The sequence below is a fragment of the Dyella monticola genome (assembly GCF_003363155.1).
Classification (GTDB): Bacteria; Pseudomonadota; Gammaproteobacteria; order Xanthomonadales; family Rhodanobacteraceae; genus Dyella_B; species Dyella_B monticola.
In genome coordinates, this window is the sequence record NZ_QRBE01000002.1 from 25,745 (window position 1) to 44,418 (window position 18,674).

18 protein-coding genes are annotated in these 18,674 nt (G+C 60.3%); 10 read left to right on the forward strand and 8 right to left on the reverse strand.

The window, feature by feature from the left end; genetic code table 11:
* Window positions 1-122 precede the first annotated feature (122 nt).
* Window positions 123-1,121: a YncE family protein gene (locus DWU98_RS04005; protein WP_230474668.1), complete on the forward strand. Its 999-nt coding sequence runs from the start codon at window positions 123-125 to the stop codon at window positions 1,119-1,121.
* 127 nt (window positions 1,122-1,248) lie between these two features.
* Here DWU98_RS04005 and DWU98_RS04010 read toward each other — a convergent pair whose 3' ends face one another.
* Window positions 1,249-1,515, reverse strand: a complete 267-nt coding sequence (locus DWU98_RS04010) for a hypothetical protein (RefSeq protein ID WP_115494221.1) — start codon at window positions 1,513-1,515, stop codon at window positions 1,249-1,251.
* A gap of 180 nt (window positions 1,516-1,695) precedes the next feature.
* On the opposite strand from DWU98_RS04010, the gene DWU98_RS04015 reads away from it, so the two are divergent.
* The 7 genes from DWU98_RS04015 (at window position 1,696) to DWU98_RS04045 (ending at window position 9,913) form a co-directional block, all read left to right on the forward strand.
* Entirely contained in the window at window positions 1,696-2,388 is a 693-nt protein-coding gene (locus tag DWU98_RS04015; protein ID WP_230474716.1) for a response regulator transcription factor, read from the forward strand.
* A gap of 29 nt (window positions 2,389-2,417) precedes the next feature.
* Window positions 2,418-3,803 carry a histidine kinase dimerization/phospho-acceptor domain-containing protein gene (locus DWU98_RS04020; protein ID WP_158544951.1) on the forward strand — a complete coding sequence of 462 codons (1,386 nt, stop codon included), beginning with the start codon at window positions 2,418-2,420 and terminating at the stop codon, window positions 3,801-3,803.
* Between the two features lie 167 nt (window positions 3,804-3,970).
* Complete coding sequence (locus tag DWU98_RS04025) at window positions 3,971-4,498, forward strand: winged helix-turn-helix transcriptional regulator (RefSeq protein ID WP_115494223.1); 528 nt, start codon at window positions 3,971-3,973, stop codon at window positions 4,496-4,498.
* A gap of 14 nt (window positions 4,499-4,512) precedes the next feature.
* Window positions 4,513-5,622 carry an HlyD family secretion protein gene (locus DWU98_RS04030; RefSeq protein WP_115494224.1) on the forward strand — a complete coding sequence of 370 codons (1,110 nt, stop codon included), beginning with the start codon at window positions 4,513-4,515 and terminating at the stop codon, window positions 5,620-5,622.
* On the forward strand, window positions 5,619-7,196 hold the full coding sequence (locus DWU98_RS04035) for a DHA2 family efflux MFS transporter permease subunit (protein WP_115494225.1): 1,578 nt from the start codon (window positions 5,619-5,621) through the stop codon (window positions 7,194-7,196). The genes DWU98_RS04030 and DWU98_RS04035 overlap by 4 nt, the downstream gene beginning before the upstream one ends.
* An 11-nt stretch (window positions 7,197-7,207) precedes the next feature.
* On the forward strand, window positions 7,208-8,701 hold the full coding sequence (locus DWU98_RS04040; protein WP_115494226.1) for an efflux transporter outer membrane subunit: 1,494 nt from the start codon (window positions 7,208-7,210) through the stop codon (window positions 8,699-8,701).
* Window positions 8,702-8,728: 27 nt separating this feature from the next.
* Window positions 8,729-9,913 carry a thiolase family protein gene (locus DWU98_RS04045; protein WP_115494227.1) on the forward strand — a complete coding sequence of 395 codons (1,185 nt, stop codon included), beginning with the start codon at window positions 8,729-8,731 and terminating at the stop codon, window positions 9,911-9,913.
* A gap of 54 nt (window positions 9,914-9,967) precedes the next feature.
* Here DWU98_RS04045 and DWU98_RS04050 read toward each other — a convergent pair whose 3' ends face one another.
* The 4 genes from DWU98_RS04050 to DWU98_RS04065 all read right to left on the reverse strand — a co-directional run bounded on the left by DWU98_RS04050 (window position 9,968) and on the right by DWU98_RS04065 (window position 12,299).
* A complete protein-coding gene (locus DWU98_RS04050) occupies window positions 9,968-10,279 on the reverse strand; it encodes a DUF3861 domain-containing protein (RefSeq protein WP_158544952.1) in 312 nt (103 codons plus the stop codon).
* Between the two features lie 85 nt (window positions 10,280-10,364).
* The gene (locus tag DWU98_RS04055) at window positions 10,365-10,583 is read right to left on the reverse strand and encodes a tautomerase family protein (RefSeq protein ID WP_115494229.1); all 219 of its coding nucleotides are present in this window, start codon (window positions 10,581-10,583) and stop codon (window positions 10,365-10,367) included.
* A gap of 48 nt (window positions 10,584-10,631) precedes the next feature.
* Window positions 10,632-11,537, reverse strand: a complete 906-nt coding sequence (locus DWU98_RS04060; RefSeq protein ID WP_115494230.1) for an SDR family oxidoreductase — start codon at window positions 11,535-11,537, stop codon at window positions 10,632-10,634.
* A gap of 21 nt (window positions 11,538-11,558) precedes the next feature.
* Entirely contained in the window at window positions 11,559-12,299 is a 741-nt protein-coding gene (locus DWU98_RS04065) for an SDR family oxidoreductase (RefSeq protein WP_115494231.1), read from the reverse strand.
* A 119-nt stretch (window positions 12,300-12,418) separates the two neighbouring features.
* Between DWU98_RS04065 and DWU98_RS04070 the strand changes: the two genes are divergently transcribed.
* Complete coding sequence (locus DWU98_RS04070) at window positions 12,419-13,327, forward strand: LysR family transcriptional regulator (protein ID WP_115494232.1); 909 nt, start codon at window positions 12,419-12,421, stop codon at window positions 13,325-13,327.
* A 41-nt stretch (window positions 13,328-13,368) separates the two neighbouring features.
* Here DWU98_RS04070 and galA read toward each other — a convergent pair whose 3' ends face one another.
* The gene (galA, locus tag DWU98_RS04075) at window positions 13,369-15,912 is read right to left on the reverse strand and encodes a beta-galactosidase GalA (RefSeq protein WP_115494233.1); all 2,544 of its coding nucleotides are present in this window, start codon (window positions 15,910-15,912) and stop codon (window positions 13,369-13,371) included.
* Window positions 15,913-16,232: 320 nt separating this feature from the next.
* Here galA and DWU98_RS04080 point away from each other — a divergent pair, with 320 nt between their 5' ends.
* Window positions 16,233-16,448 (forward strand): hypervirulence associated TUDOR domain-containing protein, encoded by a 216-nt coding sequence (locus tag DWU98_RS04080; RefSeq protein WP_115494234.1) that lies wholly within the window; start codon window positions 16,233-16,235, stop codon window positions 16,446-16,448.
* Between the two features lie 50 nt (window positions 16,449-16,498).
* Here DWU98_RS04080 and DWU98_RS04085 read toward each other — a convergent pair whose 3' ends face one another.
* Both DWU98_RS04085 and DWU98_RS04090 read right to left on the reverse strand, forming a co-directional pair.
* On the reverse strand, window positions 16,499-16,915 hold the full coding sequence (locus tag DWU98_RS04085) for a hypothetical protein (protein WP_147293205.1): 417 nt from the start codon (window positions 16,913-16,915) through the stop codon (window positions 16,499-16,501).
* Window positions 16,916-17,302: 387 nt separating this feature from the next.
* On the reverse strand, window positions 17,303-18,511 hold the full coding sequence (locus tag DWU98_RS04090; RefSeq protein WP_115494598.1) for a DUF2252 family protein: 1,209 nt from the start codon (window positions 18,509-18,511) through the stop codon (window positions 17,303-17,305).
* Window positions 18,512-18,674: the final 163 nt, after the last annotated feature.

Below are 18,674 nucleotides of genomic sequence, written 5' to 3' on the forward strand. Positions count from 1 at the left end.
CTGGACTGGATTATGTTCGCAGTGAGACGCATACAGAACAGCCAAGCGCCTGGCGGCGCACACTTCGCCATGCGTGTTTCGGTATCGATAGCTGAATAACTAAAAATCGAAGGGGCAATAACATGAAGAAACTCGCATGGGCTTTGATCGCGACCGGCTTGCTGAGCACATCTGCCTGGTGTGCCACGCAAGCATCGGGCAGCTACAAGGTCACCGAACAGTACGCGCTCGGGGGAACGGACGGCTGGGATTACCTGACTCTGGACGCACCAGCTCATCACCTTTTCATCGCACGCAACGACCAGGTCATGGTTGTCGATACCACAAGCGGCAAGGTATTGCAGGAAATCCCTGGGATGAAGCACGTGCACGGTGTTGCGTTAGTGAGCGATCTGCACCGCGCTTACGCGAGCAACGGCCATGGCAATGACGTCAGCGTCATTGATCTGAACACTTTCAAGGTGGTCAGCACGATACCTGTTAGCGGCAAGGATCCCGACGCCATCATTTACGATCCCGCCACGCGGCGTGTGCTGACCATGAACGGGGACAGCAACAACATCAGCGTTATCGATCCGATGCAAGGGAAAGAGCTGTCGACCATCCCGCTGGATGGCAATCCGGAATTCGCCGGTAGCGATGGCGAAGGCCATGTGTACCTCAACATTGAAGACAAGGCCGAGTTGGCGCGCGTCGACGTCAAGGAAGGCAAAGTGGTTAACACCTGGTCACTCGCTCCGTGCGAAGGCCCTACGGGACTGGCGGTGGACGCCGCCGATAAGCGCATATTTTCCGTGTGCGCAAACGGCTGGATGATCGTTACCGACGCCACCGACGGACATCAGGTGGCCAAAATAGCTGTTGATAAAAAACCCGATGCGGCACGCTACGACGCGCAACGGCACGAGGTCTTCAGCTCCAGTCGTGAAGGTGTATTGAATATCGTGCGCCAGGATTCGCCTGACAGCTATTCAAAGCTCGCGGACGTGCCGACCATGAAAAGCGCGCGTACCATGGCGCTCGATTCGACGGCAAACAAGATCTACCTGGTGGGTGCGAAAGTCGCCGAACGAGGCAAGCCGGTAAGCGGGTTTACGCTAGTGGTGGTAAGCGGCAAGTAGCCTGTTTTTCCAGGCTGGAGACACGCAGGTCGGCAGACGTTTTTCGTTAAAGCGCTGCGTGTCTGTTTTATGCGGGGAGATATAAAAACCAAAAGGCAGCGGCACTCTCGCTCCAGAGCGTGCCATGTTATCTATGGTCGTTGAGCTGACGAATCACCACGATGTCCGTGACATATTCGTGGTCGTAGTCGATTTTCCAAAAGCCTCGCCGCACGCCTTCCTCCAGAATAAGGATATAGGAAGGAAGCATTTCTTCAGGCTGTTGCTTCAGCAAATCCGCAATGATCATGCGTAACTGGGGGATGCCAATCGTCCAGGAATCATCGTGCTGCGAATAGGTCGCATTTTCTTTTAGTGCCCGCACCGCACGCTGAAAAAAAGCCACTTTATCCATCAACTGTTCCCCGTGCGGACCGGCGCAAACAGTGTGTATGACCAAACTTAGTCGGGACTTACCCGTGCGTTATGAGTTCGTGATCTGCTCAAGGGAGCTTTCATCGGCTCTGCACCACCCCCTGCTATAGTCGGCTCGACGTTGCTGGGGCGCGCTTGACGGCCAAGTCCCTTGCGGCGCGTGCGAGGGGGAGCTGCTCTGAACGTTCTTATCGTCGAAGATTCCGCGCGGCTGCGCGATTCGCTAGGACGTGGCCTTACGGCGTCCGGCCTTACCGTGGACAGCGCGGCTAACGGCATGGTGGCGTGCCAGCATCTGGATACCTATGAGTACGAATTGATCGTGCTGGATCTCGGCTTGCCCGGCATGGATGGTCTGGGTGTGCTGCGCCATATCCAGGGGCGCACGACACGTCCCCGCGTGCTGGTTCTGTCGGCGCGTGACCAGATTTCCGACCGTGTCGATGCGCTCAACCGCGGTGCGGACGATTATCTGGTCAAGCCTTTTTCCTTCGATGAACTGGTCGCGCGGCTGCATGCACTGGCACGCCGCTCGAAAGATGCACACACCCCGCGGCTGAGCATCGGCGCACTTACACTCGATCCGGTCGAGCGCACGGTATGCGTAGAAGACGAATGGCTGATGCTTACACCGCGTGAGTTTTCTCTGCTTGAACTGCTGATGCGGCACCGCGGCCGCGCGTTTTCCCGTGCCGAGATTCTTGAGCGTTTGGCCGGCTGCGATTCCACCGTCTCCGACCGGAGCGTGGAGGTGCTGGTATTTAGCCTTCGACGCAAGCTTGAGCACGCCGGTATCGGTGAGCTAGTGCATACACGCCGCGGCTTCGGTTATCTGATTCCTAAAAACGGCTGACGGCGCTCATGTCGTCAAGCCGGCGTGCCATGTCGTTGCGCATCCGCACCACGTTGCTGGTTATTGCGGCCATCGTGGTGGTGCTCGGCACGGCCACGATAGTGATAGACATCCGCGTGGACAATGAAGTTGCGCAACGTGCGGACGCCGATCTACTGGAACATGCGCAAGCACTGGCGGATGTTTTTGTGGCGCGGACAAGGGCATCCACGCAAGCGTTTCCTTCGCAGTGGACGCCTTCGTTCCTGGCGGACGATGGCATCAACTATTTTCACATCGATTGTGGCGGCCAACCTGTCGTATCGTCCGATGAAGCCGGCTCGCTTCCCTGGCCGATGCTGGCGCAGCAGCAATCCATGGCGTTCGCGGATATGACCGATCGGCGCGGCACCAAACTGCGTGCCATCGCGTTGCACTTTCGGCCTGATCTCGATGCCATGCACGATGCGCCTTCTGATGCTGCAAACCTCGCGGCCGGAGTACCCGAATGCCTGCTCGGATTGGCGGTGGACTACAGCGAGGTGCTGGCCTTCCAGCACTCCATGGATCACATCGAATTCGGGTGCGTGGTGCTGGGCTTTTTGGTCGTGGCCATTCTTACGCCATTGCTGGTCACGCGCAGCCTGCGTCCGCTGGCCGGTTTGGCCGAAGCGATGGACAAGATCGGCCCGGAGACGCCGAGCATGCGTTTGCAAAGCAGCCCCATTCGCGAGCTATCGCCACTGATTGCGCGCTTCAATGCGCTCTTGTCGCGCATGGAGGAGGGCTTGATGCGGGAGCGTCAATTCGCCAGCGGCGTGGCACACGAGTTGCGTACACCCCTGGCCGAATTGCGCACGGGTATTGAAGTGGAGTTGCGCTATCCCAGCGGTCGCGACCGGCAAGCGTTGCTGGCGGACTTAGGTGAGATCGGTGGAAAGATGGAACGCATCGTGACGGCTTTGCTATTGCTGACGCGCATCGAGGCGGGCATCGAGCAATTGTCTTTGCAAAACGTGGATGTGAGCGCGCTGACACGGGCGCTGGCAACGCGTTACGCACTTCGGCTGCAGGAACGTGCCTTGCAGCTGCAGCTGGACATTGCCTCTTCCGTGATATGGATGGCTGATTCCACATTGCTGGATGTGTTGCTCGGGAACTTACTGAGCAACGCGGTCGCCTATGCGCCTTCCGGCAGCACCATCGCGTTGCGATGCGCGCCGCTTAGTTGGTCTGTCACCAATGCAGCGCCTGACCTCACCGACGAAGACGTCGCCCGTATGAAGCAGCGGTTCTGGCGTAAGGGTAGGGATGCCGGCGTGCATACCGGGCTAGGTTTGGCGCTGGCGGCTTCTGTCGCTCACGCGCAATCGCTGCAAATGAAGCTCCTTTTGCAGGACGGTTATCTCAGGACCGAGGTGCTGGTGCAGGCATAAGCCGGTGCTGATGCGGCGCCTTATGCTCATCGAAGCGTTTTATTTCAAATACTTACGGCGGTTTTTTTTCGTCACGGATGGCCGCGGTTTAGTTAGTAACTTGCATAATGATAGTAACTGGCGGATGATGCGCAGCCATGCCATCCATGCGTGGGTGATAAGGCGTCATGCAACGAACCAGCTTTAGTGATATGCGATGTCCCGTCGCGCGCAGCCTGGAACGCGTAGGGGAGTGGTGGAGCATCCTGATCCTGCGCGACGCCTTTCTCGGCATCACGCGTTTCGATGATCTCCAGGCCAGCCTTGGCATTGCGCCAAACATGCTTACGCGCCGGCTGCGCGCATTGGTCGAAGCCGGCATGCTGGAGCGTCGCCGCTACAGCGACAAACCACCACGGTACGAATACGTGCTCACACCGCGCGGGCGCGATTTCCGTCCGGTCCTGGTGGCCTTGATGGCATGGGGTAACCGTCAGTTCGCCGTTGAAGGCGAGGCCATGCAGTTAATTGATGAAATCACCGGTGAAGTGGTCGAGCCGGTGATGGTAGATGCCAAAACAGGCGTGCCGATCGACCGCTCGCGCCACACCCTCCACGCAGGTCCAGCCGCCGACGAGCGCACCCGTGCCCGCGTCGAAACCTACGCACAACATCGCGCGCTACAGCGCGCCGCATCGGACACTTCTTCGCCGTAACGGCGGGCCGCATTATGAATACCGTCGCAGCCGATAAGCGGCTTGATCTCCCCGACGTCGCCGAAGCGGCGCCCACAAAATCCGGTCGCAAGCTGGCGTTTCGTATCGCCATCGGCGCGGCATTCCTGCTTGGGATCCTTTACGGCATCCACTGGTGGACAAGCGGCCGGTTCATCGAGGATACCGACGACGCCTACGTCGGTGGCGACATCACTGTGATCGGACCCAAGGTATCGGGCTATATCACGGCCTTGAATGTCACCGACAATCAGCGGGTACATGCTGGCGACGTGCTGATAAAGATCGACGATCGCGACTACCGTGCCGCACTGGCGAAGGCTCAGGGTGCGGTCGCCGCGCAGCAGGCATTGCTGGCCAATCTCGATGCAACCGAGCAACTGCAACAGGCCATCATCACGGAAGCCAAGGCGGGCATCGCCGCTGCCAACGCCGAAGCGACGCGCGCACACGATGATGACGTGCGCTACCGGAATCTGGCAGGGCGCGCAGCGGTGTCGATAGAGAGTGCGCAGACTGCGGATGCAACAGACAAGGTCGCGCAGGCAACCCTGCAAAAAGTACAGGCCGCATGGATCGCCGCGCAACGTCAGCTCAATGTGATTGCTTCGCAGAAACAACAGGCGCGCGCGGCGCTGGCACAGGCCGAAGCAGAGCGCGATCTGGCCGCCTTGAACGTGAGCTACACCGAACTGCGCGCACCGGTGGATGGCGTCATCGGCAATCGGCGCGCACGCGTTGGTGCGTATGCGGCTGCGGGTACCCAATTGCTCAGCGTGGTGCCGGCGCACGGCTTGTGGGTGGATGCCAATTTCAAGGAAGACCAACTGGCCCGCATGCAACCAGGGCAAGCGGTCATTATCCATGCGGACGTGCTGCCTGGTCGCAGCTTCCATGGGCGCGTGCTCAGCCTGGCACCGGCTACCGGCGCCGAATTCAGTGTATTGCCGCCGGAAAACGCCACCGGCAATTTCACCAAGATCGTGCAGCGCGTGCCGGTGCGTGTTGCCTTGGACGAGAAAGATGACGCGCTTGGATTGTTGCGCCCCGGCCTGTCCGTGGTTGCGGTTGTCGATACGCGTGCACCCAGCAACAACGCACCATGAACATTCGTGCTGTCCTGTTCGCGCCACCGGCCGATCCGGCCAGATGGAGTAACGCGCAAAAGATCTTCGCCTTTGCCAGCATGTGCGTCGGCATGTTCATCGCGTTGCTCGACATCCAGATCGTGTCGGCCTCGCTGCGCGACATCGGCGGGGGCCTCTCGGCCGGCGTGGATGAAACGGCATGGGTGCAGACCAGCTACCTGATTGCCGAGATCGTAGTCATTCCGCTCTCCGGCTGGCTATCGCGCGTGTTCTCCACGCGTTGGCTATTTGCGGTCTCCGCTGCCGGTTTCACGCTCACCAGCCTTTTGTGCGGCATCGCGTGGAACATCCAGAGCATGATCGTGTTCCGCGCGCTGCAGGGTTTTCTCGGCGGCTCGATGATCCCCACGGTATACACGACCGCCTTCGTATTCTTTCAGGGCAAGCAACGCGTGGCGGCAGCGGCGACGATTGGTGCAATCGCCTCGCTGGCACCGACCCTCGGCCCTACGCTGGGTGGCTGGATTACCGATCACTGGTCGTGGCACTGGCTGTTCTTCATCAATTTGGTGCCGGGCCTGTTCGTCACCGTGGCGGTGCCGACGCGGGTGAATATCGATACGCCGGATATTTCTCTACTGCGTCGCGCCGACTACCTGGGCATGCTGCTACTGGCGGTGTTCCTGGGTTGCCTGGAATACACGCTGGAAGAAGGGCCGCGCTGGAACTGGCTGACGGACAGTACCATCACCACCACCGCGTGGCTTTCGGGTTTGTGCGGCATCGCGTTCGTCGCGCGCAGCCTCACGTACGATCATCCTGTCGTCGACTTGCGCGCGTTGCGCGATCTCAACTTTGCGCTGGGTTGCGTGTTCTCGTTTGTTACGGGCGTCGGTATCTTCTCCACCATTTATCTCACGCCGATCTTTCTGGCCCGCGTGGAGGGCTACAGTGCCTTGCAGATCGGCGAGGCGGTGTTTTCCACCGGGGTGTTCCAGATTCTCACGATTCCACTGTATTCGTACCTGGCGCATCGCTATGACTTGCGCTGGATACTGATGCTAGGTCTTGCCGTCTTTGCGCTATCGATGTGGGATTTCACACCCATCACGCATGACTGGGGTGCGCATCAGTTACTGCTGCCACAGGCGCTGCGCGGTGCAGCGCAACAACTGGCGGTGCCGCCGGTGGTGATATTGACGCTTGGTGGCCTGGCGCCGGCACGCCTGAAACTCGCCTCCGGGTTGTTCAATCTGATGCGCAATCTCGGCGGCGCTATCGGCATCGCCGTCTGCGCGACGATTCTCAACGATCGCACCAATTTGCATTTCTATCGCTTGGCCGAGCATCTCAACAGCAGCAATGAGGCGATGAATCAGTGGTTGGCGCAAGGCGCCGGACATTTTTACGACGTGGGTGACCCCAACGGCGAGCTGCACGCGTTATGGCAACTCACCTTCCGTGAGGCGCAAACGCTTTCCTACGCCGATGCGTTTCTCGCCATCGCCGTCTGCTTCGTGATCGCTACGGTGCTGGTGCCGCTGATGCGTAAGGTGGCACCACCCGCTGCGCCTTCGGCCGACGCGCACTGAGGAGGGTTTCCATGCGTTCGCCATTTCCATCATTTGCGGATGTGCGCCGATCGACGGCACACATTGTGTTGGCAGCGACCGTCGCAAGTCTTGCTGGCTGCGTCGTCGGTCCTGACTACACCAGGCCGACGGTACCTTCGAACAAGCACTTTGTTGAGCAGCAGTTGCTTGCCCAGCGCAATACCAGCCAGCCTGCACCGAAGCTTGATACGTGGTGGAAGGGATTCGATGATCCAGAACTCACGCGCATCATTACTCGCGTGACCGCGCAGAATCTCGATCTCGCCGCTGCCATGGCGCGCATCGATCAGGCACGCGCAGCCGCGCGGGAAGCGGGCGCCGCGCTGCTGCCACAAAGCAGCCTGGATGCGCAGGTGGTACGTCAGTATCAATCGATCGAAGGGCCGCTCGGCGAAGTCGGCAGTGCATTGCCGGGCTATCGGCGTAACCAGACGCTCGAAACGCTGGGTGCAGGTGCCAGCTGGGAACTCGATGTGGCCGGCGGGTTGCACCGTGGGGCCGAAGCGGCGCAGGCACAAGCGCAGGCGGCACAAGCCTCTGGCATGGGTGTGCGCATCTCGCTCGCCGCGGAAGCCGCCGATGCATATTTTCGCGTGCGTGGTGCACAGGCACGTATTGCCCTGGCGCAGCAGCAGATCGGTACGGAGCAGCGCTTGCTCGACCTCGTACACCTGCGTCTCACCGGCGGCCTGGCTACCGAGCGTGAGCAGGCGCAGGCAGAAGCGCTGCTGCTGGAGGCACGCGCCACGGTGCCACCGTTGCAGATCGAGTTGGAGCAGCAACTCAATCGTCTTGATGTGCTGATGGGTGCATCGCCGGGCACGTACCGCGATGAAGTGCTGGCCGGCGCGCAGCATTTTGTCGTGCCTTCGATCGACACCGACGGTGGCCCCGCCATGTTGCTGCGCCGGCGCCCGGACGTGATCGCGGCGGAGCGGCAGCTGGCGGCGTCAAACGCGCGCATCGGCGAGGCGATTGCACAGTACTACCCGAAGGTATCGCTAGGCGCACTGTTGGGTGTGGATAGCATGCACACGGGGGCGTTGCTCACATCCAGTGCGTTTGAGCCGCAGGCGGCGCTTGGCTTGCACTGGCGCTTGTTCGATTTCGGCCGCGTGGATGCGGAAGTCGCACAAGCCAGGGGTGCGAATGCCGAAGCGCTGGCGACCTATCGACAAGCCATGCTGGGCGCCACTGAAGATGTGGAAAATGCCATCGTGGCCTTGAGCGAGCTTGAACATCAGCACGATGTGCTGGTCAAGGAGGTCGACGCGCACGAGCGAGCGCGTGCGGCCGCCGAAGATGCCTACAAGGGCGGCGCGGTCAGCCTGCTCGACGTGCTGGATGAGGATCGCCAGTTGCTCGCATCGCGCGATGAGCTCGCACGCGTGCATGCCGATGACGCGCGCGCCGCCGTCGCCACGTTCCGTGCGCTCGGTGGAGGCTGGGTGCCTGCTCCGGATGTGCGCACCGCACGCCGCTGATACTTCTTTATCCGCAGGAGTTCCCTCATGCAACACGAAATCGTACTTTGCCATCCCCTTCGCACGGCGATCGGCGGCTTCAACGGTGCTCTGCGCGACGTGCCGGCCACCACATTGGGTGCGACGGTGATCCGTGCGGTGATGGAGCGCGCGGGTCTGCGCCCGAATGCCATCGACGGCGTGGTGATGGGGCAGGTGGTACAAGCCGGTAGCGGCATGAATCCGGCCCGACAAGCAGCAATCCACGGTGGCCTCGACGTATCGGTGCCCGCGCTGACGGTGAACCGTGTGTGCGGTTCCGGTGCACAGGCGATTGTTTCTGCCGCGCAGGACATCCTCGCCGGACACGGCGAGTTGATGCTTGCGGGTGGTATGGAAAATATGGATCGCGCGCCGTATCTGATGAGCAACGGTCGCTGGGGTAATCGCATGGGCCACGCGCAGCTCTACGACAGCATGCTGCTGGATGGCCTGCATGATGCTTTTTCGCAGAAGCATTCCGGCTGGCATACCGAGGATCTGATTGCGCAGCAGTGCGTGGATCGCGATGCGCAGGATCGCTGGGCCGTGCGCTCGCAGCAGCGTTTCGTCGCTTTGCGCGATGCCGGACGCTTCGATGCCGAGATCGTGCCGGTGGATATTCCCACGCGCAAAGGTAGCGAGCGGTTCGACCGCGACGAGGCGCCGCGGCCGGACACCACACTCGAAGGGCTCATGCGCCTGAAGCCTGCGTTCCGAGAGGGCGGCACCATCACCGCGGGCAATGCGCCTGGCTTGAACAGCGGCGCCGCAGCGATGCTGGTCGCCACGCGTGGCGTCGCTGAAGCGCGAGGTCTGGCACCGGTCGCACGGCTTGCCGGCCATGCCGTGACAGCCGTTGAGCCGGGCATGTTCGGCATCGCACCGGTGTCAGCGGTAAAGCTGGCGGTGGCGCGTGCAGGCTGGCAACTGGATGATGTCGATCGCTTCGAGATCAATGAAGCCTATGCAGCCATCGCGATCATCGTGGCGCGCGAGCTGGGTCTGGATGAAGCACGCGTCAATGTGGAAGGCGGCGCCGTCGCGCATGGCCATCCCATCGGAGCCACCGGCGCCATACTCACGACACGCCTGCTGTATGCAATGCAGAACGAAAGATTGCGCCGCGGCGTGGTGACCCTTTGCATTGGCGGCGGGCAAGGCATTGCACTCGCTCTGGAAGCCGTTTTCTGAACTTCGGTTTCTGGCGTCCGGCAGGTAACGCCCGCAGGCTGGCGAGCCTCGAAATCAGGCGTTGTTGCGCTTTTGCATGGTTGCAGCGATACGCGATTTCAGGTTGCCGATAAACACGCGCATGACCGGCTGCACATCGGCAAAAAGAGGATCGTTAGGCTGATTCAGCATCACGCCGGTGAAAAGCTTCAGGCCCACCGCGAGGGCCGTCGCATCGCTGGCAGCAAATGCCGTCCCAGCATGCACGCGTTCCACCATGGCGAAGATATCGTCATGGTGGATTACCTCGAAGACGAGCGGCGCTGAGGTGGCGTCGTCCACGCGCTCGACCTGGATGCGGAAATGGTGGTGTTGGGCGTTGTTCATGGCGAGTTTCCTGGGTCTGCGGCGCTCAAGACGGCACGGCCTTGCATGGGGTGCACAAGCCGCGCCCAAGGCGCCCGGCGCGTCGTTATTTCGACGTGGGTGGCAAGCCCATTTTTTCGAGTGTGAGTGTTTCATCCGCTCGGCCCCAGCCGCCATCGGCGACTTCTTCCACAAGCACCATGGAGTAGGGGCGCGCAGCTTCGCCGAAGTATTCGACAAACATCGCCGTGGTGCGGTGGATGATTTCTTCCTTGCGGGCAGTGTCAACGACGCCTTCAGGGAATTTAAAATTAGCGAATGGCATGGAATTCTCCTTCAGTAACGGATGAGCAAAGTGTGGCAAGCGGCTTGGTCAGGTTGCCTGATGCACGTGGGGCGAAAGCAGATCGCCTAGCTGGATGCGACGAAGAAACTCCGCACGAACGCGGTCGGCCACGGTGTCGACGACTTCGCATCCATCGCTGGCGGGATCGACGTGAACACGGAACGGGCGACGGCCCGAAGGTATGTTGACCACATCGACGATGGCGGTAGCGACACTTTGCGGATCGGCATCCGGCGGCTCGCAGGCGGCCAGGTTTTTGAGAATGTCGTCGGTCAGGCCTTGATTGGCGCCCTTATCGTAAGCGGCGTGTCGCTCTTTGTCGGCGGGCGCTGCAGCGTGCAGGAAGTGATTGGTGCCCTTGGTAAATGCACCGGGCACCACGATGGTGGTTTCGATGCCCCAGCGCGCCAGTTCAGCGGCATAGCTCACGGCGACCGAGTCCATGGCTGCCTTCGCGGCGAAATAGGGTGCCAGATACGGTGGCGTGCCACCGCGATGGCTGGAGCTTCCCACCCACAACAGCATGCCCCTGCCACGCTCGCGCAAGTGCGGCAGCACGGCACGGTTGACGCGTTGGGTGCCCAGCACGTTGACGTCATAAAGCTGCGCGAATTGCTCGGGCGTAAAGGCTTCTGCCGGGCCAAATACCATGTGACCGGCGTTATGCATCACTACATCGATGCGGCCTTGCTCGGCGAGGATCTGCGCGATCGCAGCGTCGGCGGAGTCTTGCGATTGAACATCCAGTTCCGCGGTATGCAGCTCAACTTTGTGCTGTGCCGCGTACTCGCGCGCCGCCGCCACCTGGGGAGCATTGCGCCCTGCGGTATCGCGCATGGTGGCGTACACGATATGGCCGGCATCGGCGAGCGCGCGTGCGCTCATCGCGCCAAAACCGCTGGATGCGCCGGTAACCAGAATGACCTGTTTCATGATGATCTCCTCGCTCGGAAATTAGGCGAAACCGCCGTTGACACGGATGACCTGGGAGTTCACCCAGCGACCATCGGGTCCGGCCAGAAACGACACGGCGGCGGCAATTTCTTCGGGGGTGCCGATGCGTTCCAGCGGCGCCATCTTGGCGATCTGGGTCACCTGGTCGTCGCTCTTGCCGTCGAAAAACAGCTCCGTGGCGACTGGCCCTGGCGCGATGGCGTTGACGGTGATGTCGCGACCCCGCAACTCGTTCGCCAGCACATGCACCAAGCCTTCCACGCCGGCCTTGCTGGCGATGTAGGGGCCGTATGCAGGGAAGGATTTCGCCAGGACGCTGCTGGACAAGGCGATGATGCGGCCGTCTTTTTCCAGATGCTGCGCTGCCTGCGCCATGACCACGAACGCGCCGCGCAAATTGGTGGCGATGACCTTGTCGAAGATGTCCAGATTGTTCTGGACGATGTTCGTCATCGGCATGACGCCCGCACTGTTGACGACCACGTCGACACGGCCGAAAGCGTCCCTGGTGGCGGCGAACAGATGCGCCACATCCTGGGGATTGCCGACATCGCCCTGTACCGCGATGGCTTTACCGCCGGCGGCCTCGATGGCGGCAACCGTTTCCTGTGCCTTGGCTGCATTGCCAGCGTAATTGACGGTGACGGCAAAGCCGTCGGCCGCCAGACGCATGGCGATAGCTTGTCCGATTCCGCGCGAGCCGCCCGTCACGATGGCGCTCTTGGCTTGGTTCGAGTTCATGGTTCGCTCCTGGGGTGGAAGGGCGGGAGTGCCCTTGGAAGCGAGTTTGATCATTTAGGCTACATGGATAAATCACAGAAACGTGACAACGTAATTCAATATGAATTAATAATAGAGCCATGGACCGCCTCGAAACCCTTCAGTTATTCACCCGAATCGTGGAAACCGGGAGCTTCAGCCGCGCCGCGGACGTGCTCGATATGCCACGCCCCACGGCCACCTATGCCATCCAGCAGCTGGAGGCGCGGCTCGGGGTTCGGCTACTGGAGCGCACCACACGCCAAGTGCGCCCTACTTTGGACGGGCAGGCGTTCTACGAACGTTGCGTGCATATCCTCAGCGATCTGGAAGACGCCGAGTCCTCGCTAAAGAACATTGCTTCCAACCCGCGCGGCACGTTACGCGTGGATATGGCGACCACGCATGCCACGCATATCGTGCTACCAAGGATCGACGACTTTCGCAGTCGCTACCCCAACATCGATCTGGTGATCAGCAGTGGCGATCGCCTGGTCGATCTGGTGCGCGAAGGAGTCGATTGCGTCATCCGCGCGGGCACGCCGCGCGACTCCACGCTGGTGGCCCGCCAATTGGCCAGCATGCCTCAGGTGATCTGCGCCAGCCCGGAATACCTTGCGTTTTTCGGTGTCCCACACGACCCCAGTGAGTTGTCCAATCATCAGGTGGTGAAGTTCTTCTCCAGCGGTACCGGCATCGATGACACACTCGAGTTAATCGTGGATGGCAAGCTCAACCGGTTTGCGCTCGGCGGCTGGATGGCCGTCAATGACGCTGAGAACTATGTCGTCAGCGCACTGCGCGGTTGTGGAATGATCCAGCTGCCCCGCTTTCACGTCGAAGATGCATTGCGAACCGGGCGGCTGGTGGAAATATTGGGCGAATGGCGCAGTCCGGATTTACCCCTTTCTGCGCTTTATCCCTACCGACGACAGCTATCGCGACGTGTGCGCGTGTTTATCGATTGGCTGGGCGATGTGTATAAAGACACGTTTGGCGAGTTGGCTTAAGCGTGCCGATGGGCTGAAAAACGCGAGCGCCAAGAAGCCAATCAACTAACGCGCCGAGTTCCAGACACCGCCTTTCGGGTCCTGATTACCAGTGAGGCAGTGCGTAATGCATGCCCGCTTGTGTCTTCCTCCATCGCATCAATGAGCACCGCGCCCGGTTCGTCTGTCGATTGAATGATGATCTGCGCCAGTCCGTTGAACAGCGATCGCTTGGGCTCCTTGTCGCTCTCCAGGCAGTTGGGATTTCCATTGCCAACACCGATGAGTTGGCCCTTGCCAGTGATCCGGAAGGCGAGCTTGTTGTCGGCAGTGGGTACTCGTCGACCGTGCTGATCAAGCGCTTCGACGGTAACGATGGCCAGGTCTTGTCCGTCTGCGGCGATTTCCGAGCGATCGGCGGTCAAGCGAAGTTTTTGCGCAGGTCCGGTGGTTTCGCGCCGTTCGGTCAAGACGGTTTGGCCGTTAAGACGGCCGCGCGCTTCGATGACCCCGGGTGCGTAGGCGACCGTCCACTCTACGTGTCCAAGGTGAGGCACTTTCTTGCTGCCAAGACTCTTGCCGTTGAGCAGCAATTCGACCTCATCGAGATTGGTGTAGACCCAGACCGCAATCTCCTGGCCTTCTTTTCCTTGCCAATTCCAATGCGGAAATACATGCAGACTCGGTTCTTTCCGCCACCAGGCTTTGTAGTAGTAATAATAATCCTTGGGAAAGCCACATAAATCGACAATCCCGAATTGCGAACTGATCGAAGGCCAGCCATACGGCGTCGGTTCGCCACGGTAATCGAAGCCGGTCCAGGCGAAACCACCCGCCAACCATTCGCGCGTGCCGTAAAAAGTCCACCATTGCTCTGGCGTCTGACCCCATGGCACCACCCCGTTATAGCTATTGACCGTATTCTTTGTCGGGTCCGAGGTGTATTCGCCGCGTGTAGAGATGGCGCTGGACGTTTCCGACCCGAACACAGCCCGCTTCGGATGCCGCTGGTGGAAAGCATCGGGAAACTGGGTCTGATAATTGAAGCCGATGATATCGAGCGCATCGGATACGCCTTGCTCGTTATCGCCATTGACGGCCGCAGAAACCACGCGGGTAGGATCGAGCGCATGACAGCGCTCGACCATGGTGGCGGCGATGCGGGCGCCCTGGGGCGCCATATCGCCCTTTTGCAGTTTCCACTCCTCGTTTCCAATCGACCAGATAATGATCGAAGGTGAGTTGCGATAGCGCTTCACCATGGTTTCGAGCTGTTGCAAGGCGCCCGGGCTGGCGCTCATATGGCGCGTTTCGCACATCATCAGCATGCCCATCCGGTCGCATGCAGCGACCCATTCGGGCGTGGGCATATTGTGCGAAGTGCGCACCGCGTTGCAGCCCATGCTTTGCAGCACCGAGATGCGGACTGCTTGCAGCCGGTCGGGCAGGGCGGCGCCGACACCGGCGTGGTCCTGGTGGTTGCACGTGCCTTGAATCTTGAGCGGCTTGCCATTGAGAAAGAAACCGCGATCGGCATCGAATACGGCCGTACGAATGCCAAATGAAACCTGCTCGGCATCGCGCAGGCTCCCGTCTACGAGCACTTTGACGAGCGCCGTATAGAGGTGCGGCTCATCCGGCGACCACAGCGTGGGATGAGTGACGGTGGCTGTGGCCTGGTAAGGCGTCGATGCATTCGGAGCAACCACCTGCGCGGGCGATACTGCCTGAGCAACCGTGTGACCGCCCGCATCGACGATGGTCCATTCCAGCGAGGCATGCACCGGATGCTCGCTCTCATTCTCGATCAGGGTGGCCAGATCGAGCGTGGCCGCATCGTCAGTGATGGTCGAGCGCACGACGCTTTCCCATTGGCCCAGGTGCACGGGGTCGGTTTTAGCCAACCAGACGTGGCGATAGATACCGGCACCCTCGTAAAACCATCCGTCACCAAAACGGGCATCGACGCGCAGGGCGATATGATTCTTGCTGCCGTACGTAAGGAAATCAGTGAGGTCGAAACGGAACGACGTGTAGCCGTCGTCATGGCGACCGATGTAGCAGCCATTGACGAACAGCATCACGTCGCGCATTGCACCGTCAAATTCTATGCAGATACGGCTTCCACGATCGCTCTCGGGAATATCGAACTCGCGCCGATACCAGCCCACGCTGGTGGCGGGATAGCGTCGGCCAAGCGGCTTGTAACCATGCGAGGTCAATCGATCGTCTTCGTCGCCGCTGTCGTCGTGCACGAAAGGAAGTTCAACGGCCCAGTCATGCGGCAGATTCAAGCGGCGCCAGTTGGACGCATCGAACTCGGCGGTGGCAATCTTGAAGGTGCCCGTCTTCGAAAAATCGCCCTGGCCAAATCCAAAGCCAAAATCCTTGGTCGGATCATTGCCGTTGCCAAACGCGAATTGCCAGCCGAAATCGAGCAACAACTGCTCGCGCGGTGCGACCGCCATGCCGCTTTGCGATAGCGCCCATGGCTGCGTGGGTGCTGTTCCATTTCCGCTACCCGCCCACACGAAACGTGGCACAAGCCCTGAGCCGAGCAATCCCATGCTTGAGATGACAAAGGTGCGGCGTGTGATATCAATCATGAGAACCCCATTCTCCAAGCGTAGAGCAGGCCGACATCATGGCGAGGATGGCTGCCGGTGACGACAGGCCGAGCTAGATCGCGCGTCACGTGCGGGTTGATAGTGGAGGACACGCTGCATGTGCACCCTCCAGCGTTTTACCATACCAAAGAATGCACTGTTCGTAACATGGCCGCAGGCTCGTGGCGTGCGGCGCACCGCGCATTTTGATAAAGCGCAACTGTCTCTCTAGGCGCAATTCACGCGCCCGTTTTGCTCAAGGGTATAGATCAGATCGACAGTCGCGTGCGACGATCGGAACTGAGAGTGGGAGATGCGTGATGACCCAGGCATTCAAGGTCGGTGACCACGTACGCTGGAATTCCGAGGCCGGATGGGTGACGGGGACTATCATCGCTATTCATACCCAGGATTTCGACTACAAAGGCCACACGCACCACGCCTCGCGTGACGATCCGCAGTACGAAATCAAAAGCGACAAGACCGATCATGTCGCTGCACACAAACGGCGCGTGCTTCACCTTGCAAAACGGTGATGCGCTTGGGTCGTGTGTGATCGAGGGACGAGCGTTAGCGCAAGAGGGATTTAAAGAATCCCGGCAAACGTGTCGATCGGGCGGACCTTCAGTGCGTCCAGGTCCGACGTGAGCAACTGGGCGATAGCCCGCGTGTCGGCCTTGATCTGGCGGTGATGCGCCGAAAACAAGCGCAGCATCCGGTTCAACCAGCGCGACTGCGCTTTGAGTTCAAACATGATGGCCACCGCGGCAAGCCGGGTGAGATCGGCAGTTAAATCAAGACGGATGGCTGCTCGTGCGATCGCCGCCAGTTGATCGCGCGATACCAGCTGGGCGACTCGTTTTTCGATGGAAAAAAACTTCGAACTGCGCCGGCCACTGGGTTCAAGCACCGCGTGATAGAGCAGGGCGCACAGAACACGTTCCACTCGGCGTGCCAGGCGCTCGTCGGTGGGCTCTTGTTCTATCGCATTCACGTCGATCAAGTGAACTTGAGCATCGGATGATCGACACGGACGCGCATTCGGCCCCTGCGCTTTGTGCCTGGCAGGCCGAAGCGGTATCACATTGCTGGGAGCGTTGTGCTCCAATTCGATCGGGAAGATTACGGGCGTCATAGGCCTCTTCAAGCATCAGGCGTGCCAGCCAATGCTCCCGTCGCCGGCAGCGGTCGGGAGGCCGGGTGCAGCCCGCCCCAGGCCACGTCAGGCGCTGCCAAGCTGCTCTAACCACCGAAATTCATATGGTTGGCGCGGGACCCCGTCGGTGTCACGGAGGGTGAATCGCCGCCCATTCGCGTCACAGGTGGGCCCACCCGTGACGGTCCGTTCAGCAAACTCAGCGTGCTTGCTGAGATTGCCCAGCAGCAGTCTTTAGCCATGCACCCGCGGTGATCGGCTACGGGATTGATCGATGAGATACATGCGGCAGTGTTCGAGATAAGCGACCTCGAGGTCGGCGAGAAGCCCGACTGTGGCCTCCCAAAGCCATGTCGGCGAACCCAGTGATTTGGGTCTTGCATGCCGCAGTTCCGCATACCACGAACGTCGCACACTTTGCTCCATCTGGCCCACGTGCGCATGCCCAACGATGTAGCCCAAATAGGCAGCGAGCTCCGCCGCCCAATCGGGACGAAGATGGCGGATGTCCAGCTTCATGTCCTGCGGCATCAGTTCGCGGATGGCGAATGATTTACCCATCATCTGGGCCGAACGCATGCGTTCACCCAAATGGGGCGAAAGCTGCCTTGCCGCCTGTACGATGCGTGCGCCGTGGTCGGCCGGAAGGTTGGCGTCGGCGCGGGCGGGCGCCAGAGAGGGCCCGGCCTCCTTTACGTCGATAAGACACAGATCGCTGCCGCGGGCAGATTTGTCGCCGACGTCAAGCAACGCTGCGTAACGCACGCACCCCAGCGAACTGCATCCTTTGCGCCAAAAGGCTGCGTCTTGCAGACACACAGATGCCTTGGATGGACGGTGCCCGACGCGGGTGACGAGTTCCTGCATGGTTGGTGCGTTGAAGAGACTCCTCAACGCTTCATGCTCGGCGGCCGAGATCGGCCAGAACTGCCGACCCACCGGCAATTTCAAAGTTTTGCCTTCGGTTCGTTCGCGTGCCAGCGCTTTCCAGGTTCTACGATGCGCGTCGAGCACTTTCATCCGCAGCAGATGAGGAAGCGCGGGAGCCGGTGTTGAAATATCCGGAAAAGCCGACTCATAGCCATCCAGCATGCATTCCAGGATACGGGCTGTTGCGATGCCCGGGAGATCGGAGCTACGCGCGAGCACCGAGAGCGACAACGCCAGACGGCATAGGTCAAATGCCGGATTACTTATCGTCGCCTGGTCGAAGTCACGCATCAGTATGTCGACGCGACCTTGATCGTTCGCGACAGGTCCTATATTGCCAAGGTGACAGTCGCCACAGATCCAGATGTCCGGGCCATCCGGAAGTGTCGTGGCCTTTTTCGAGGCCAGCCACTGATAGAAGCGCTCTGTGGTGCCGCGAACGAATGCATGGGCCGATTGCGCCATTTTCCGGCGCCGACGATCTTCAAGCGCCGCCATGCGCTTGTTGGGCATGATCTTTCTTAGCCGAATCGTCGGGCCGTTTTCCATAACGCCATCTATGTATCGACGAGCATGATGGATGCGTGACGACGAGGTGGCGCATTACCGAAACAAGCAGTCATCGCCGCATCGGGTTGATGAAAACCGGTTGATGCTGCAGCGGAGTAGACTGCCA

Bases quoted from the DNA above. Each gene is read 5' to 3' on its own strand.
- DWU98_RS04060 (WP_115494230.1), bottom strand. From the start codon at position 11,537: ATGAAACAGGTCATTCTGGTTACCGGCGCATCCAGCGGTTTTGGCGCG.
- DWU98_RS04080 (WP_115494234.1), top strand. From the start codon at position 16,233: ATGACCCAGGCATTCAAGGTCGGTGACCACGTACGCTGGAATTCCGAG.
- DWU98_RS04035 (WP_115494225.1), top strand. From the start codon at position 5,619: ATGAACATTCGTGCTGTCCTGTTCGCGCCACCGGCCGATCCGGCCAGA.
- DWU98_RS04005 (WP_230474668.1), top strand. From the start codon at position 123: ATGAAGAAACTCGCATGGGCTTTGATCGCGACCGGCTTGCTGAGCACA.
- DWU98_RS04050 (WP_158544952.1), bottom strand. From the start codon at position 10,279: ATGAACAACGCCCAACACCACCATTTCCGCATCCAGGTCGAGCGCGTG.
- DWU98_RS04020 (WP_158544951.1), top strand. From the start codon at position 2,418: ATGTCGTTGCGCATCCGCACCACGTTGCTGGTTATTGCGGCCATCGTG.
- DWU98_RS04090 (WP_115494598.1), bottom strand. From the start codon at position 18,511: ATGCCCAACAAGCGCATGGCGGCGCTTGAAGATCGTCGGCGCCGGAAA.
- DWU98_RS04040 (WP_115494226.1), top strand. From the start codon at position 7,208: ATGCGTTCGCCATTTCCATCATTTGCGGATGTGCGCCGATCGACGGCA.
- DWU98_RS04055 (WP_115494229.1), bottom strand. From the start codon at position 10,583: ATGCCATTCGCTAATTTTAAATTCCCTGAAGGCGTCGTTGACACTGCC.
- DWU98_RS04010 (WP_115494221.1), bottom strand. From the start codon at position 1,515: ATGGATAAAGTGGCTTTTTTTCAGCGTGCGGTGCGGGCACTAAAAGAA.
- DWU98_RS04065 (WP_115494231.1), bottom strand. From the start codon at position 12,299: ATGAACTCGAACCAAGCCAAGAGCGCCATCGTGACGGGCGGCTCGCGC.
- DWU98_RS04070 (WP_115494232.1), top strand. From the start codon at position 12,419: ATGGACCGCCTCGAAACCCTTCAGTTATTCACCCGAATCGTGGAAACC.
- galA (WP_115494233.1), bottom strand. From the start codon at position 15,912: ATGATTGATATCACACGCCGCACCTTTGTCATCTCAAGCATGGGATTG.
- DWU98_RS04045 (WP_115494227.1), top strand. From the start codon at position 8,729: ATGCAACACGAAATCGTACTTTGCCATCCCCTTCGCACGGCGATCGGC.
- DWU98_RS04030 (WP_115494224.1), top strand. From the start codon at position 4,513: ATGAATACCGTCGCAGCCGATAAGCGGCTTGATCTCCCCGACGTCGCC.
- DWU98_RS04025 (WP_115494223.1), top strand. From the start codon at position 3,971: ATGCAACGAACCAGCTTTAGTGATATGCGATGTCCCGTCGCGCGCAGC.